We start from the raw sequence: 17364 nt of genomic DNA on the forward strand, positions 1-17364 counted from the left end.
GATGGGGGTGTCGTCGCTCATCCTGTCCTCCTGATGACTGCACTATAGCCTGTGCAGCTCTGGAGGGGGTCACTTCAGCGACGTAGTAGCAAAATGGCGACTCCAAGAGATATCCCGTACCAGCCCAGCGCAGACCAAGCCCCCCAGGGCGCCATCAAGCCAAACAAAATGAAAACCGGCAGAGTGAAGAACTGATTGACCGTCTCCTGAACGTTGTTGTTTTCAGCCCGTTCCTTGCCCCCGATACACTGGTCGAAACAAAGCCCGGCAACGAACACTGCTAATACGCTGTCGGTCCCGATCAATTTACCAAGTCCCAGCGTCAACAGCGTCAGGGCAATCGTGGTCGATAGAAAAGAGGGTTGATCAATGAGTCCGTGCCGTTCCACCCACAGGAGTGCGCGCCCGGCCAGCATGCCGAGCAGCGCACCACAAGCGATGCTGCCACCGATTTCCCACAGCCACGTTTGTAGGAACCACTCCGTCCATGCTTTGTCGCTGGGCAAGGTAAGTAGCAGCACCGGCAACATCACTAGGGGATAGGCCAGCCCGTCATTGATCCCTGCTTCGGTGGAAAGCATATGGCGAAAGCGCTCGGGTAGAGCCTCTTTGGCTAAGCCGCCCGTGACGATGGACGATGACACGACCGGATCGGTCGGGCAGACGCTACTACCTACCAATAAGGCGACTAGCAGCGGTAGGCCAATTAACCAGCCGGCGAGTAGCGCGCTGATAACGCACATGGCCGGCATGACGATCAAGAGAAGTACGGCGAGCGGGCGCCAGTGGCGAAATGGGTAACGCGCCGGCAAGCGTAGCGCTATGCCCATCAGGCTGATGCCCAGGGTTAACCGGGTCGCTTCTTCGAGTAACTTATGACTATCACCCCAGCCTGCCGGGTCGAGCCAACCAAGTACCTCGGGCCCGCTTAGCGTGCCGGCGAGAAAGGACAAGAGCGGAGCCGACACCAGCGAGCGGGTAACTGGACGTGTCAGAAAGCCGAGCAAGAGCACGACGAATCCCACTACGGCCAAGGCGATATTGAGCGAAGACATAGAGACATCCTTGTCACGTGAGCACGTCAATATGGCTATTTTAAGCGTCTCGAGCTCTATCTAAATAATCTAGGTTAATGAGCTAAGGCGTCAGGCAGTGTTGACTAAACTGAAGCTTCTAGTTTGATTTGGTAGAAGCAGCGGATGACCACACACATGGATCACGCCGAGGTTGGTGATCGACGTCAATTTCAGTGAGTGGGAAGCAGGACGAAGTCGCAATAGATTCTTCCTACGTTGCCATGGAGGCACTAGATGAAAAGGAATGTGTTCATCCCCGCGCTGGAAGAACAGCAGCGCATTGAGCTTGAAACGTTACGCCACACCGATCAACTGTCATTTCATGGTTTGCTAGATATCCCCACGCTGATCGAGCCGGAGTCGCTTTGCTTCAATCAGATATTGGAGAAAGCACGCCAAGAGTTGCGTGAGCTGAAACAGTTTACCGGCAGTATCGATGCGATCATTGCCCACTGGGATTTTCCTACCAGCGTACTGGTGCCGATCCTATGTCGTGAGTACGACATTCCCGCGCCGCCTCTGGATAGTGTGCTCAAGTGTGAACATAAGTACTGGAGTCGCCTGGAACAGCAGAAGGTAGTCCCTGAGATGGTGCCGGATTTCTGTAGTGTCGACCCCTTCGCCGACGACCCACTCGAACAGGTCACACTCGACTATCCATTTTGGCTCAAGCCGGTCAAGGCGTTCTCCTCTCAGCTTGGTTTCAAGATCGAGAGCGAAGAGCAGTTTCGTGCCGCCATCGACGAGACCCGCCAGCATATCCATCACTTCGGCGATCCCTTCAACGAGGCGCTGGAGCACACCGAGTTGCCAATCGAGATTGAGCAGGCCAACGGCAATACCTGCATCGCCGAGCAGATCATTGCCGGCATCCAGGGCGCCCCCGAAGGGACTATGTATCAGGGCGAATTCAACGTCCATGGCATCTTCGACCAGCCCAAGGATGAGGGCGGAGAACTGTTCGATCGGCTTGAGTACCCCTCCAGCATGCCGGAGCACATACAGCGTCAGATGATCGAAGCCAGTCGGCGCTTTTTGGAACATATCGGCTACGACAATGGCTGTTTCAACGCTGAGTTCATGTGGGATGAGGTCAACGACAAGCTATGGTTAGTCGAGGTCAATACGCGCATTTCCCAGTCGCACAGCGAAATGTTCGCCATGGTCGACGGCATGTCGAACCATGAAGTTGCGATCGATATTGCGCTGGGCCAGCGGCCCTCCATGGCCAACCGCCAAGGCCAGTATTCGGTGGCCGCCAAATGCCTTATCCCACATGGGCACAAGGATGGCATCGTCAGGCGCATACCCAGCTTGAAAGAGCTTGATGCGCTGCGCGAACGCTTCCCGGGGACCAAGGTGCGTCTGGCCGTCGAGCCCGGCATGCGTCTAAGCGAGTTGGCCAACCAGGACAGCTTCTCCTATCACATCGGCACCATCTACCTGGGCGCGGATAGCCACGAGCAGATCAAGGAACGCTACCACGCCTGCCTTGAGGCGCTGCATTTCGAGATCGAGCCTGTCGAGGCCAGCCAACCACCGGAAGACGCTAACGGCTGGCAGGCGAATTTAACCGTATGAAGGGAGGACCGATGGAGACGGTGACTTCGTATCCTTATGATGTCCAGATCATCGAGAATACCTTTATCACCATGCGCGACGGCGCTAAATTGGCCGCACGCATCTGGCTACCAGAAGGCGCTGAACATCAGCCAGTACCCGCCATCATGGAGTATATTCCCTATCGCAAGCGCGACCTGACCCGCGGGCGCGATGCCAACAACCACGACTACTTGGCTGGTCATGGCTATGCCTGCGTGCGTATCGACATGCGCGGTAGTGGCGATTCGGACGGACTCATTGCCGATGAATACACCCAGCAAGAACAGGAGGACGGCGTCGATTCTATCGCCTGGATCGCCGATCAGCCCTGGTGCAGTGGCAGCGTCGGCATGATGGGCATTTCCTGGGGCGGTTTCAACAGCCTGCAGATCGCGGCGCGGCGCCCTCCGGCGCTAAAGGCGATCATGACAATCTGTTCGAGCGACGATCTTTACGCCGACAACATGCACTACATGGGTGGTTGCCTGCTGGGCGATAATCTCTCGGAAGCGACCGTCATGTTCGCCTTCAACAGCCTGCCGCCGGACCCCGAGATCGTTGGTGACCGTTGGCGCGAGATGTGGTTCGAGCGACTCAAGGGCAATGGTCTGTGGCTTGAGGAATGGCTGGCCCACCAGCGGCGCAGCGGCTACTGGAGCCGAAGCTCGGTCTGCGAAGATTATTCAGCGATTCAGTGCCCCGTATATGCCGTGGGCGGCTGGGCCGATGGTTTCACTAATACCGTCTTTCGTCTGCTTGAGCACCTCGACGTTCCGCGCAAGGGGTTGATCGGCCCCTGGGGACACAAATATCCCCATCACGGTATTCCCGGGCCGGCGATCGGTTTCCTCCAGGAAAGTCTTAAATGGTGGGATTACTGGCTCAAGGGCCAGGAAACCGGGGTGATGGACGGCCCCATGCTGCGTGCATGGCTACAGGACAGCATGCCGCCGCATACCTCCTACGAGGACCGTCCGGGGCATTGGATCGGCGAGCCAAGTTGGCCGTCGCCCAATATCGAGGAGAAGCGCTACCCGTTGGGGCGCGACGTCATCGGCGCCAATCCAGATGATATCCTCCCCAATGCGGAAGTTTCGATTCAATCGCCCGTCAGCGTCGGCATATCGGCTGGCAAGTGGTGCTCCTACGCCGCTACGCCGGACTTGCCGGGCGACCAGCGCGAAGACGACGGCGGTTCGCTGGTATTCAAGAGCCAGGCCTTGGAGGAACCCCTCAAGATCGTCGGGCGTCCGGTGGTCGAGCTGGAGGTGTCGCTCGACAAGCCGCTGGGTATGATGGCGGTGAGGCTCTCCGATGCCGCTCCCAACAGCAAGTCCACCCGCGTGACCTATGGCTTGCTCAACCTGACGCACCGCGATAGCGACGCTAACCCAGAGCGGCTGGAGCCCGGTAAGCGCTATCGCGTCAAGGTCGAGCTCAACGGCATAGCGCACTGCTTCCCGGCTGGCCACCAGCTACGAATCTCGGTATCGACCTCCTACTGGCCGCTGGCATGGATGCCCCCCGAGCCGGCCCTGCTGACTATATATACGGGCAACAGCGCACTACTACTACCGGAACGGCCCCACCAGGAAACCGACACCGCGCTGCATCCTTTCGAGCAACCCGAGCAAGCACCCTCGGTAGCGACTACCCGACTCGAGCCCGGCCAGCATAACTGGCATGTACACCGCGACTTGGCCAATAATCTATCGACGCTTGAGGTCATCAACGATCAGGGTGGCTTCCGCCTCGACGAGATTGGCACCGAGATTCGGCGCAGCACGCGGGAGTGGTATTCCTGTCAGGATGATGATTACACCTCGGCACGCGGCGAGACCTACACCGAGCGTGGCTTTAAACGCGACGACTGGGATATTCAGGTCACCACCCGCACGATACTAACCTGCGATGAAAAAGATTTCTTCATCCACGCCCAGCTCGATGCCTATGAAAAGGGCTATCGCATCTACTCGAAGAATTGGGACCGGACTATCCCCAGAGACCACCTCTAGGTCAATGAGCTAAGGCACCAGTCAATGTTGACTAAACTGAAGCTTCTAGTTTGATTCGGTAGGAGCAGCGGATGGCTGATCTTGAGACCTATCATCGCAAGCGCGACTTCACCCGATCTCCGGAACCTCGGGGCAGAAGCGGGCAGCACCGCGGTGCTGCTCGGTTCGTGATTCACAAGCATGATGCCAGTCAACTGCATTACGACCTGCGTCTCGAAGAGGACGGCGTATTGCGAAGTTGGGCCCTGCCGAAAGGGCCGAGCCTCGCTCCTGGAGAGAAGCATCTGGCCGTACAGGTCGAAGACCATCCGCTTGAGTACGGTGATTTCGAAGGTGCGATCCCCGAAGGATATGGCGCCGGTACTGTGATGATCTGGGACCGGGGGGAGTGGCATGTCACCGCCAAGCACGATGACGATCAGATTGATTTTGAACTCGATGGCAGCAAGCTCAAGGGCGCCTGGACCCTCAAGCGCATGCGTGGTCGCAAACGCGATTCCAAGCAATGGTTAATGATCAAGCGCCACGACGATGATACCGCTCACGTGCCCACGCGACTCGACGATGTCAGTGTCGAGTCTCAGCGTTCAATGTCGCAGATCGCTGCCGACAGCAACGAGAGCAACGAAAGGCCCGCTGGTGGGTCCTCCAAAAAGCGTCATGAGACGCGGCAAGGGGAGAATGGCAACACGGAGCGCCCCCGCGAGGTATCTACTGGTGCCACATCCCAATCTACTCAGGCGGCGCTACCTAACGCAGGTGAGGTCGAAGGCGCTCGTAAGGGGCGACTGCCCACTAAGCCTTCTGCACAACTGGCCACACTGGTTGACGAGGCCCCCGAAGGGGATGAGTGGTTTCATGAGATCAAGTTCGACGGTTACCGCATTCTGACTCGGCTACAAAGTGGCAAAGCACGCTTGATTACTCGCAATGGCCATGACTGGAGCGAGCGTTTCCCGGAGATCGCTGCCGCAATGAGTGAGCTGAGCGTCGGCGGAGCGTTGTTCGACGGTGAGGTCGTGGCGCTTCGAAGTGACGGCATCAGTGACTTTCGCCGCCTGCAGCGGGCGATTAGCGAAACGCATACCGCTCGCTTGATCTATCAGGTCTTCGATCTGCTTCACCTCGATGGTGTTGACCTTCATGACGTGCCGCTGCGGGAACGCAAGCGTCTGTTAGCGGATCTGTTCAAGGCGTTGAAGCTACCCGAGCGCAGTCCGATACGCTATACCGATCACATCGAAGGCCAGGGACGCGTTTTCTTCGAGGAGGCGAGTCGCAAAGGGCTCGAGGGCGTGGTCTCTAAACGTGCTGACTCTCGCTATAGTGGCCGTCGCAATCGTGATTGGATCAAGACCAAGACCGAGCGTCAGGCAGAGTTCGTGGTTGGCGGTTATACCGATCCTAAAGGTTCGCGAGCGGGATTTGGCTCTCTACTGCTCGGCGCTTATGAAGACGGTCAGTTACGCTACTGCGGCCGCGTCGGCGCAGGCTTTTCCAATGCACAGTTGGAGGAGTTCCGACGCTCACTATCAAAAAACTCGCGCAAGACATCACCATTCGTCGAGCGTGATATCCCTAATTCCGAGTCCACACACTGGGTCACGCCGAAATTGGTGATCGACGTCAACTTCAGTGAGTGGACCGGCGATGGTCGGCTCCGCCACCCTCGCTTTCGCGGTGTACGTGAGGATCGCGATCCCGGGGATATCCAACTCGAACAGCAACGCGTCACGGGAGGGTCGATGTCTGATGACCACAGCAGTAGAAAAGATCAGGACGATAACCAGGGATCGAAAGGCGGAAAAGCCAACGCCAAAGCGAAGGCCAGTGCCGACAATCGGTCTCGCCAGTCCCGCAAGACGAGCGGCAACGATGAGGTTCGCATTGCCGGGGTTAGGCTGACCCATCCGGACCGGGTGCTATTCAAGCGCGGCCATATCACTAAGCAGCAGTTGGCCGAGTTCTACGCCGCACAGGCCGATTGGATTTTGCCGGGACTGATCGAGCGGCCGCTGACGTTGTTACGCTGCCCTGGCGGTATAGATGACGACTGCTTTGTGCAAAAACATCCCAGCGGGACTACACCGGAAAGCCTACCGAGTATCGAGATTAAGGAGAAATCGGGCAGCAATGACTATCTCTACATCCGTGATATCGAAGATATTGTTGCCCTAGTCCAGCTTGGTTCGATCGAGTTTCACATCTGGAACAGTCGTCTTGATGATCTCGAGCGGCCCGATCAGTTGGTCTTCGACCTCGACCCGGCACCGGAGAGCGCGTGGCAAGAGGTAATCGATGTTGCCCGTGAACTACGCAAAGCGCTAGAAGCCCTTGGGCTCACGGCTTTTCTACGTACCACTGGAGGCAAGGGGTTGCACTTGGTCGTGCCGCTTAAGCCGCATGCCGATTGGGATACGGCCAAAGGCTTTGCCGAAGCGGTTTGTGAACGTTGCGCCGAAAAGCACCCTGGCAAATTGACCTTGAATATGTCCAAGCAGGCGCGTCGCGGTAAAGTCTTTCTCGATTATCTTCGCAATGGCCGTGGCGCGACGGCGATCGCTTCTTACTCTGTGCGTGCCAAGCCTGGTGCCCCCGTCGCCACGCCGGTTCGCTGGGAGGAGCTGGGGCCGGCGCTCAAAGCTGACCACTACACGCTCGAGAATCTGTCACGCCGTTTGGCTTCGCTCAAGCGAGACCCCTGGGAAGGTTTTGAAAAGGCGCGACAGACGCTCACGAAGAAGCGGTGTCGAGATGTCGGGATGGAGGTTTGAATGGCAGCACGTGCCGTGTGGAAGGGCGTCATTCGATTCGGCGCAGAGCGAGTGCCGGTTAAACTTTATTCGGCGGTCAGCGATCGCAATGTGCATTTCCGTCTGCTAGATCGACGCCACCATCGCCCGGTCCACCAGACGATGATTCATCCTGAGACGGGGGAGGCGGTGCCCCGAGACGAGCGTCGTAAAGCGGTCGTAAGCAAGCAAGAGCGGACTTTTTTCGACAAAGACGAATTGGCCGAACTGGAGCCGACACCCTCGCGTGACATTGAGGTGATGCATTTTCTACCGCCTGGGGTTATCGATCATCAATGGTATCGGCGTCCCTATTTTTTGGGCCCCGATGGTGACGACGAAGCTTTCAACGCTCTGGCAGTAGCCCTGGCTGACAGCAGCCGCGAGGGATTAGTGCATTGGGTCATGCGTCACAAGACTTATGTGGGCGCGTTGCGCGACCATGATGGACATCCCGTACTCATCACCTTGCGTCACCTTGATGAGGTTGTCGATGCGGAAGCGCTGGATCCTCCAGGTGGCGGCCAGCTCGGTACCGGTGAAGTAAAAATGGCTACCGAACTCGTTGAGATGTATGCCGCCGAATTCGAACCGGAAACCTATCAGGACGAGTATCGTTGTCGTCTCGAAGACTTGGTCGAAACCAAACGTCATGGCAAGCGTGTCAAGGTAAAGCGCCGCAGGCAACGAGAGCCCAACGACGAGCTTGCGTCCACGCTCGAGGCTAGCCTGGCAAGGGAGCGTAAGCGTGCCTAAACGTGATAACAACTCCAGCTTTCGCGGTCCGCGACCGTTCTGGTCGGGTATCATTGCCTTCGGATTGGTTAACTTGCCCGTGGGTCTCTATCCTGCGCATCATTCGCGGGATGTGACGCTGCGTGAAGTGGACGAAGAAGGTACGCCGCTGGCACGCCGTTACTTCAGTGAGCGAGGGCGTAAGCCTCTCAAGTCGAGCGAGCTGGCACGAGGTGTCGAAGTGGCCGACGGCCGCTATGTAGTGGTCGAGGAGCAAGAGATAGAGGATGCCGCCGTTGAGCATCGCCGTGAGATTGAGTTGAGTCGCTTTGTCTCGCTCGAGGAACTTGACCCGCTCTACTTCCGCCAAGCTTATTTCCTAGTGCCGGACAAAGGCGCGCTCAAGCCCTATAAGCTCCTCGCGGAAGCAATGGAAAAGACCCGGCGAGCTGGTATAGCGACGCTGGTAATGCGTGGGCGCGAGGTATTGGTAGCAATACTCGCCGAAGGCGGCATCCTTCGTGCGGAAGCGCTGCGCTTTCACGATGAATTACGCTCGCCTGAAAGTATCGGCCTCGAGGAGCCGGGCCAACCGACACCGAAACGTGAGCAGCAAATGCGAAAGGCAATGGATAAGCTCAACGCCAAGACATTTGATCCCGATGAGCTGATCGACCCACACATGGAGGCATTGCAAAAGCGTGTGCGGCAGAAGCGTCGGCGCCATGAAGATACCGTCTTCGTCGAGGATAACGATACGACTGAAAGTAACAATGATGAGGACGGCGCTGAGGTAATCGATTTGATGCAGGTGCTGAAACGCAGCCTCACACGTGGTCGTGCGGCACCGAGCGACAATGAACACCGTCAATCAAGTGCAAAGGATAGCGCATCCAAGGGCGCTTCATCCCGTCGAAAAAGCGCGAGTCAGTCACTGAGTGGGACTTCGGAAGATCTCAAGAAGCTGACTCGTGAGGCGCTTTATGAGCGCGCCCAAGCGCTTGAGATAGCGGAGCGCAGTAAAATGAACAAAGCGCAATTAATCAAGGCGATTCAGCAGCAGGGGTAATGCCACTATGGCATTCATGTTCGTGAGCCTATCCAACCTGTTAGAGGGCTTTAAAATAATTAGTTGCGCATTTGTACACGGTTAAAAGTACCGGCAATTTATGATGTAAGGCAGCACCAAGATTTCTACGCTTCATGTTGTACTCACGCAACGCAAAGGAGGCACCATGAAAGCTGTCGTTTACCATGGAATCGGTGACATACGGCTCGACGACGTTCCCGAGCCGGCCCTCAAGGAACCCACCGACGCGATCGTTCGGCTTACCTCATCCGCCATCTGCGGCACCGACCTGCACTTCATTCGCGGCACCTTCGCCGACATGCAGGAGGGTTTGATTCTCGGCCATGAGGGCGTTGGCATCATTGAGGCGTTGGGCGAGGACGTACGCAACCTGTCGGTTGGCGATCGGGTAGTCATTCCCTCGACCATCGCTTGCGGCACCTGCTCGTATTGCCGCGCTGGCTATCATGCCCAGTGCGATAATGCTAACCCCAATGGCAAACAGGCTGGCACGTCGTTTTTCGGCGGCCCCAAACCGACCGGTTCATTCGATGGGCTCCAAGCCGAAAAGGCGCGTATTCCATATGCCAACGTTGGTCTGGTCAAGCTGCCTGACGCGATTAATGACGACCAAGCCATCGCCATTTCGGACATCTTCCCCACCGGCTACTTCGGGGCCGAGTCGGCCGAGATCAGTGACGGCGACAGCGTGGCGGTGTTCGGCTGTGGCCCGGTCGGTTTGTTCGCGATTGCCAGTGCTTTTCTATTCGGTGCAGGCCGGGTGTTCGCCATCGATGGTCATCAGGACCGACTGGATCGGGCCCGTAAGCTAGGCGCTGAGACCATCAACTACGAACGCGAGTCACCGGTGGAAACGCTCCAGCGGCTGACCGGGGGCATCGGCGCGGATCGTGCCATCGATGCCGTCGGTGTAGATGCTGAACACGCTCATCACAGCCAGGCCGCCGACAGAAGCGACGTCGACACCCAGGAGCAAGAGGCTCGCGAGACAGCGCCGCAGGCCAATCCTTCCGGCGAGACCTGGCGTCCCGGCGATGCCCCCAGCCAAGCGCTGCAGTGGGCGGTCGAGGGTCTCGCCAAGGCCGGTACGCTATCGATCATCGGTGTTTACCCGCCCGATTTCCGCCATTTCCCCATTGGCATGGCGGCGAACCGCAGCCTGACGATGCACATGGGTAACTGCCATCATCGCAAGTACATTCCCAAGCTCATCGAGTTGACCCTGGCCGGCAAGATTGACCCGGCCAAAATCCTCACTCAGCACGAGCAGTTGCCCGACACGCTTAGCGCTTTCGAAGCTTTCGATCGTCGTGATGAAGGCTGGATCAAGGTGGCGTTAATGCCACAAACCAACTGAGCCGGTTGATCAGCCAACCTGAACTGCTACCGACAGCACTAGTATCAGGCCAGGGCAGTTTTATTATCGCGGTTGATGAAGGTTTGGGGACAACTTTTACCAGCGTTAAACAAGGAAATCCCCCTCAGCGCTATCTTGAAAGCCAGTCCTTGGAAAGTCAGTCCCCCGTCTTCCCCGGTCGCCTCGGCCGGGGTTTTTTACCTTTAGGTGCCAAGCATAGTGCTTATTATAGCTAAACGATGCCAATGCCTGTGCGCATGATGAGTGCCATCTCAATATTTCGTGGGATTCATGATGAACAGCCAGCCTACGCCGAGAAATGACGTCTCATCAGCGTGATCATATCTTGTGCGCCTGGTGCGTCCGGGTTTTTACATTGCAGCATGAGTTGGGAACCCGGCAAATTTGGTAGCTTCAGTTCCTTGGGGACCGCGCGAATGCCTTTGGGGATCGTGCTTTTGCCGAGCACGCCGATACCGAGCCCCGCCTGAATGGCGGCTGCGACACCTGCGATGCTGTCACTGGAGTACGCAATACGCCATTCGCGTCCCGTCTCGTTAACCTGGTTCAACGCACATTGTCGCCACCAGCATGCTTGATCGAATAAGACCAAGGGCAATGGCCCCGTGGTGGGGAGGCTGATATTGCTGGCGATAACCCACCATGTTGGATCATAAAGCAGCACTTCACCGCTGCGGCGTTCATTGTCGTCCGCGACGAGCAGCGCAAGGTCCAAGGCGTCACTTTCAATAGCTGTAGCCAGTCTGTCACTGCTGGCGCTTTGTACGAGTAATTCGATACTCGGTTGGCTACGTTGGAAATGGCTCAATAGCGGTGGGAGTTCGGAACCTGAATACTCTTCCGGAATGCCGATGCGCAAGGGGCCTGACGCCGCCTCGGCACTATTGAATATGGCGGCGGCGTCGCGAAGGGCCTCGGTGGTACGCCGGGCATGAGGCAAGAGCCTCTCTCCCGCTTCGGTGGGGGTTACGCCGGTGCGTTCACGAACGAGCAGTGGTATGCCGGCCGCTGCTTCGAGTTGTTGGATCTGCATGCTGATCGCCGACTGGGTACGGTGCAGATGTTTCGCGGCTCCCGTGAAACTACGCGCTTCCACGACAGCGGCGAAGGTCACCAGCCATTCACCTCGCATGTATTCCCTCCCATCAGCATTCCTGATGCTTAAAATAAGATGAATTCGTTTTATTTATTATAGGTCCTCCACCACCCTGGCGGCTATATCAACGATTCAGGGAGAAAACGATATGCGCCGAGCTGGTTCAGGCGTCTGGTGGCTGACCGGCCTCATGTTGCTACTGAGCTCTGTGTGGCCCATGCACAATCTTGATCTGGTGATATCCGTGGCGATGGAGCTCATCACGTTATTGCCTCTGATTGTACTGGTGGCTCTGATGGCAGGATGGCTTGCGGTGAGCGCGATGGCGGAACGGTTTCGCGGTGCTTTGGATAATCGCCCGTGGAAAGCCATTTTCTTCGCGGGGTTGATCGGGACGGTAACTCCAGTGTGCGGCATTGCCAGTGTTCCACTTGTCGCAGCTTTGTTGCGCCAAGGCGTTCCTATCGCGGCGGCGATGGCCTTCTGGCTGTCTTCGCCGATCACGGACCCAGGTATGCTTTTATTGACTGCTAATATATTGAGCTGGCCGTTCGCGATCGCCTTGTTGATTGCAGCCATGCTGTTGGGACTGACGGCCGGTGCTGTCACGCACGGCTTGTGTCGGTGGCGGCCGCAAGCACAATGGGTACGTGAGAAGGCAGTACAGGAAATGCAGGCGCCGCAATGCGGGATATCGGCGCGTTCGCCTTTCTGGGCGGAAACACTTTCGACCTTTGCGCTTGTCCTGCGTTGGCTGGCGTTCGCCTTGACGGTGGAAGCCTTGGTGCGCGCACACCTCGGGGCGGCGGGTTACTCACTGCTGACGAATGTGGACAGCGTCTGGGCGGTACCTTTTGCAGTAGGCATCGGTGGGCCACTGTACATTGAGGGATACGCGGCGCTACCCCTGCTGCGTGGCATGCTGGACATGGGGCTCAGCCCCGGGGCGGCAATGGCATTTCTGATTTCTGGTGCGGCCATCAGTTTTTACGCTGCCATAGCCGTGTGGAGCCTGGTACGGCCTGCCATTTTTGGGCTTTATCTGACACTGGGAATCGTCGGCGCATTAGTGGCAGGTTGGGTGACGGATATCGCGACCAATCTTATCTAGTAGTGGCATGGTCGCTTCATGCGGGTACAGGACAACCTACGTTGAGTTTCCGCTAGAAAGCGCCAACGCGAAGGAGGAGTGTGGATCATGCTATCGGGGTTTCTGTGTTCGACATGCGGGGTGCAGTACCCCGTGAGCGAGGCGCCGCCGTCGCGGTGCCCGGTATGTGAGGATGAGCGGCAGTACGTGCCAGCGTCGGGCCAGCAGTGGACAACGCCGACGGCCCTGGCGGCGGGGCATACCAATACCTTTCGCGAGATGTCGCCGGGGTTGCTGGCGCTGGGCACGGTGCCGAAATTCGCCATTGGCCAGCGGGCGTTCTTACTGCGCACGCCCCACGGCAATGTGTTGTGGGATTGCCTTAGCCTGCTGGATGCGGCGACGATCACGTTGATCGAGGCGCTGGGCGGGCTAAAGGCCATCGTCATCTCGCATCCGCATTACTACGCCACCATGGCGAGCTGGGGCCGTACGTTCGAGTGCCCGGTATACGTGCACGCGGCGGACCGCGAGTGGATCATGGTGTCGGACGAGGCGCTTTCCCCATGGCAGGGCGAGACGCTGGAGGTGCTGTCCGGCGTGACGGCGCACCGGTTGGGCGGACATTTCCCCGGCGCCAGCGTGCTGCACTGGGAAGCGCGCGGTACGCTGTTGACCGGGGACACGCTGCTGGTCACGCCGGACCGCATGGCGTCGTTCATGTGGTCGTACCCCAACAACATTCCGTTGCCCGCCAGTGAGGTGGCGCGTATCGGCGAGCGCTTGCAACACCTCGACTTCGAGGCCGTCTACGCGGCATTCTGGCATAGCGAGATCACTGCCGATGCCGGGCCGGTAGTGGCGCTGTCGGTAGCGCGCCATTGTCAGGCACTGGAGGCGCCTCGGGCGAAGTGAACGCACACCTTTGCAAGCCAATATGACAATCATGGAGCGCATGACATGAAGCTGTATCTCAAGCCGGGGAGCTGCGCGATGGCCGTGCACATCGCGCTGGAAGAGGCGGAGCTGACCTACGAGATCGAGAAAGTGGATCTGGCGGCCAAGAAAACGGAGAGCGGCGAGGATTACCTGACCATCAATCCTAACGGTTACGTTCCCGCCCTGGTGCTGGACGACGGCGAGGTGATGACCGAGGCGGTCGCGATCCTGCTGTATATCGCCAACCTCGCGCCGGAGGCCGAGATGGCGCCTTCCCCGGGCAGCAAGGCATATTTCGAGCTATTGAGCCACTTGGTGTTCATTACCACCGAGCTGCACAAGAATTTCAGTCCGTTCTTCAAGCCCAACAGCGGCGACACGTGGCGCGCTATCGCCCAGAAGAACCTGAATGCACGCTTGTCGCTGATGAACGAGCACCTGGCCACACGCGACTACGTCGCGGGCGAGCGCTTCAGCGTGGCGGACGCCTACTTGTTCACGGTGCTCAGCTGGTCACGGGTGGTGCATATCTCATTGTCGCCATGGCCCCATCTGCAGCGTTTCGTGGCGCACATTGCCGAGCGCGACTCGGTTCAGCGCGCCATGCAGGCGGAAGGGTTGAAGTAAGCGATCGCTTGCCTCCTGTCGCTGCCATCAGGCGTGATCGCGGCCTCCGGAAGCATTGCAATTAATCTGAAGCCAGCGCCTGGAGCCGTGCCAGCGTCTCGTCGCCCAGTCGGCGCGTGAGGGTCTCGGCGTCGCCATGGGGAGCCAGTGCCGCTGCCTGGCCGGCCCACAGCGAGGAGAAGTCGCCACGCCCGTGGGCTTCGGCGGCTTGCTTGAGCGGGGCGAGCGCGCCACCGGCGGTGGGAAAGGGCGGGGCAGACGGTGAGAGCGGGCCGAGCTCGCGAATCACCCGATTGACGAGCCCGCGCGCTGGGCGGCCTGAGAACAGGCGGGTGACGACGGTGTTATCGTCGCGGGCCTCGGCCAGAGCGGCGCGATGAATGTCGCTGACCAGGCTTTCCGGTGTGGTCAGGTAATAGGTGCCGAGCTGCACGCCGCAGGCGCCCAACGCGAAGGCGGCGGCGACACCGCGTGCGTCGCCGATGCCGCCGGCGGCGATGACGGGGCGGTCGATGGCATCGACGAGCTGCGGCACCAGCGCGAAGGTGCCGGGCTGGCGGGCCATGGCGTCGGCGACCGTGTCAGCGCGGGTATCTTCGAGAAACACGCCGCGGTGCCCGCCGGCTTCGAGCCCCTGGGCGATGATGATGTCTGCGCCGTTGGTGGCCAGCCAGCGGCCCTCGGCGACGGTGGTGGCGCTGGCCATGACCGTGGCGCCGGTGGCTTTCACGCGGGCCAGCAAGGGGGCATCCGGCAAGCCGAAGTGAAAGCTCACGACCTCGGGACGCAAGCGTTCGACCAGCTCGCACTGGACGTCGTCAAAGGGCTTGCGTTGGGCGGCCGGGGCGGCCTCCTCGGGGTCGAGCCCTGCTTCGCGGTAGAACGGTGCCAGGCGTTCGCGCCAGGCGGCTTCGGCGCTGGGATCGGGCGGTGACGACAAGTGGCAGAAAAAGTTGAGGTTGAGCGGGCCGCTGGCATGCTCGCGAAACCGCGCGACTTCTCGCTCGATGCGCTCGGGGGCGAGCGTGGCGCACGGGATGGAGCCCAGCGCGCCCCCTCGACTGACGGCGATGGCCAGTGTCGCGTCGTTGGCGCCGGCCATGGGGGCCTGGATGATGGGTAGTTCGATGGAGAGGCGGTCGAGCAGTTCACGTTGCGGCCACATGGCGATGCTCCCGGAAATGACAGAAAGAGGGCGATGGCCCCGGTATCAGGATCGGCATGGTTCATGATCGAGTGACCGAGACGGCGTTGCAAGCACACTAATATGCATCTCGCGTCTCAATACTTTGGTCTTACGTCTTTGGTCTGATGTGTGGAGAGTGGCGCCCGGTTATTAGGGGGCGTACGAATATGATAATCGAATAGATATCGCTTTTAGCCACAAAACACATTAGATGGCTATCGGTACACGCATTAGGTTGGCGCCTCGCCGTCGCTGAGCGGCGTTCAGCCACCAATGCGAGGACCGTATGGACACCGCATTTGCTTTCTCTCTGTCGACGCCGGGTCTGCTTGCAGTGGCCGCCGGGGCGATCGCCATCCTGCTATTTCTGATTATCAAGGTGAAGCTGCACCCCTTCCTCGCCTTGGTGATCGTGAGTATCGCCACGGCGCTGGCGACCGGCGTGACCGTGGACGACCTGTTGCCGACGCTGCTTTCCGGTTTCGGCAAGACATTGGGCAACGTAGCGCTGCTGATCGGCTTCGGGGCGATTCTCGGGCGCATCGTGGCGATCTCGGGTGGTGCCAAGGTACTGGCGGATACTCTGATTCGCATCTGCGGTAAGCAGAAGGCGCCGCTGGGGCTGTCCATCGCCAGTTTACTGTTCGGCTTTCCGATCTTTCTGGATGCCGCCTTCGTGGTGATGCTGCCGGTGATCTACTCCATCGCGCGCGAACTGCGAGGCTCGTTACTTATCTACGCGTTGCCGGCGGCGGGTGCGTTCCTGGTGATGCACGCCTTGGTTCCACCGCACCCCGGCCCGGTGGCGGCGGCGGTATTCCTTGAGGGCGACATCGGCATGGTACTGCTGGTGGCGTTGATCGTGGGGCTACCGACCTGGTATCTGGCGGGCTATCAGCTTTCACTGTGGCTGGCCAAGCGCACACCGTTTCATCCGGTGCCGGATTTGATGGGCGGCGCCGACAGCGATGAAGTCGAGCGCACCTCACTGCCGCGCTTCTCGACGATTCTGCTGGTGCTGTTGTTGCCGCTGGTACTGATTTTCATGAATACTGGCATTACGACCCTAATCAGCGCAGGCACCTTGCCGGAAGGTAATCCCGTGCTCGGTACGCTGACACTGATCGGTGAGACGCCGGTGGCGCTGCTGATCAGCCTGTGCCTGGCGATGTGGCTGTTGCTGCTGCGCGGTCATGAAAAGGGCGCCATGGGCGCCGTCAACGAAACCATCGAGAAGGCGCTGGCCCCGGTTTGCAGCATCATCCTGATTACCGGCGCGGGCGGGATGTTCGGCGGTGTGCTCACAGCCAGCGGTATCGGCGAGGCATTGGCCGATAGCCTGCAGTCGCTGGGGCTGCCGATACTCGTGGCGGGGTACGTGATCGCGGCGGTGATCCGCATCGCGCAAGGTTCGGCGACGGTCGCTGGGACCACGGCAGCAGGGATTCTTGCCCCGGCGGTGCTCGACTCTTCGCTGAGCGGCATGCCGCTGGCATGTGTCGTGGTCGCCGTGGTGGCGGGCGCCATCGGCTATTCGCACGTCAACGACTCCGGCTTCTGGCTGGTCGGTCGTTTCCTGGGCATGGAAACCAAGACCATGCTCAAGACTTGGAGTGTGGTCTCCACGGCAATTTCGTTGATGGCCTTCGGTCTCGCCTGGGCTCTATTCGCGATGCTGACGTAAGCACTGTCAAAGCCGCCGCCGAAGTTTCGGCGGCGGCATGCAAGTAAGCAGGCC

At 59.1% G+C, this 17364-nt stretch carries 13 protein-coding genes; 10 read left to right on the forward strand and 3 right to left on the reverse strand.

The window, feature by feature from the left end; translation table 11 throughout:
* Window positions 1-74: 74 nt before the first annotated feature.
* Window positions 75-1055, reverse strand: coding sequence for a cation:proton antiporter (locus tag LUN51_RS14450; RefSeq protein ID WP_277811777.1), 981 nt, complete (start codon window positions 1053-1055; stop codon window positions 75-77).
* Between the two features lie 255 nt (window positions 1056-1310).
* On the opposite strand from LUN51_RS14450, the gene LUN51_RS14455 reads away from it, so the two are divergent.
* The 6 genes from LUN51_RS14455 to LUN51_RS14480 all read left to right on the forward strand — a co-directional run bounded on the left by LUN51_RS14455 (window position 1311) and on the right by LUN51_RS14480 (window position 10667).
* On the forward strand, window positions 1311-2657 hold the full coding sequence (locus tag LUN51_RS14455; protein ID WP_277811778.1) for an ATP-grasp domain-containing protein: 1347 nt from the start codon (window positions 1311-1313) through the stop codon (window positions 2655-2657).
* Between the two features lie 11 nt (window positions 2658-2668).
* Window positions 2669-4693, forward strand: coding sequence for a CocE/NonD family hydrolase (locus tag LUN51_RS14460; RefSeq protein WP_277811779.1), 2025 nt, complete (start codon window positions 2669-2671; stop codon window positions 4691-4693).
* A gap of 71 nt (window positions 4694-4764) precedes the next feature.
* On the forward strand, window positions 4765-7467 hold the full coding sequence (gene ligD, locus LUN51_RS14465; protein WP_277811780.1) for a DNA ligase D: 2703 nt from the start codon (window positions 4765-4767) through the stop codon (window positions 7465-7467).
* A complete protein-coding gene (locus LUN51_RS14470; RefSeq protein ID WP_277811781.1) occupies window positions 7468-8241 on the forward strand; it encodes a Ku protein in 774 nt (257 codons plus the stop codon).
* On the forward strand, window positions 8234-9289 hold the full coding sequence (locus tag LUN51_RS14475; protein WP_277811782.1) for a Ku protein: 1056 nt from the start codon (window positions 8234-8236) through the stop codon (window positions 9287-9289). Before LUN51_RS14470 ends, LUN51_RS14475 begins: the two co-directional genes overlap by 8 nt.
* 166 nt (window positions 9290-9455) lie before the next feature.
* Window positions 9456-10667 carry a zinc-dependent alcohol dehydrogenase gene (locus LUN51_RS14480; protein WP_277811783.1) on the forward strand — a complete coding sequence of 404 codons (1212 nt, stop codon included), beginning with the start codon at window positions 9456-9458 and terminating at the stop codon, window positions 10665-10667.
* A gap of 307 nt (window positions 10668-10974) precedes the next feature.
* Here LUN51_RS14480 and LUN51_RS14485 read toward each other — a convergent pair whose 3' ends face one another.
* Window positions 10975-11820 carry a LysR family transcriptional regulator gene (locus LUN51_RS14485; RefSeq protein ID WP_277811784.1) on the reverse strand — a complete coding sequence of 282 codons (846 nt, stop codon included), beginning with the start codon at window positions 11818-11820 and terminating at the stop codon, window positions 10975-10977.
* 181 nt (window positions 11821-12001) lie between these two features.
* On the opposite strand from LUN51_RS14485, the gene LUN51_RS14490 reads away from it, so the two are divergent.
* The 3 genes from LUN51_RS14490 to gstA all read left to right on the forward strand — a co-directional run bounded on the left by LUN51_RS14490 (window position 12002) and on the right by gstA (window position 14440).
* A complete protein-coding gene (locus tag LUN51_RS14490; RefSeq protein WP_277811785.1) occupies window positions 12002-12895 on the forward strand; it encodes a permease in 894 nt (297 codons plus the stop codon).
* Window positions 12896-12982: 87 nt separating this feature from the next.
* On the forward strand, window positions 12983-13789 hold the full coding sequence (locus LUN51_RS14495) for an MBL fold metallo-hydrolase (protein WP_277811786.1): 807 nt from the start codon (window positions 12983-12985) through the stop codon (window positions 13787-13789).
* A gap of 45 nt (window positions 13790-13834) precedes the next feature.
* Entirely contained in the window at window positions 13835-14440 is a 606-nt protein-coding gene (gene gstA, locus LUN51_RS14500) for a glutathione transferase GstA (RefSeq protein WP_277811787.1), read from the forward strand.
* A gap of 61 nt (window positions 14441-14501) precedes the next feature.
* Here gstA and LUN51_RS14505 read toward each other — a convergent pair whose 3' ends face one another.
* Window positions 14502-15605 carry an NAD(P)H-dependent flavin oxidoreductase gene (locus LUN51_RS14505; protein WP_277811788.1) on the reverse strand — a complete coding sequence of 368 codons (1104 nt, stop codon included), beginning with the start codon at window positions 15603-15605 and terminating at the stop codon, window positions 14502-14504.
* Window positions 15606-15912: 307 nt separating this feature from the next.
* Between LUN51_RS14505 and LUN51_RS14510 the strand changes: the two genes are divergently transcribed.
* Window positions 15913-17310 carry a GntP family permease gene (locus LUN51_RS14510; RefSeq protein ID WP_277811789.1) on the forward strand — a complete coding sequence of 466 codons (1398 nt, stop codon included), beginning with the start codon at window positions 15913-15915 and terminating at the stop codon, window positions 17308-17310.
* Window positions 17311-17364 lie beyond the last annotated feature (54 nt).

It is taken from the genome of Chromohalobacter canadensis, assembly GCF_029544075.1.
Lineage (GTDB): Bacteria > Pseudomonadota > Gammaproteobacteria > Pseudomonadales > Halomonadaceae > Chromohalobacter > Chromohalobacter canadensis_A.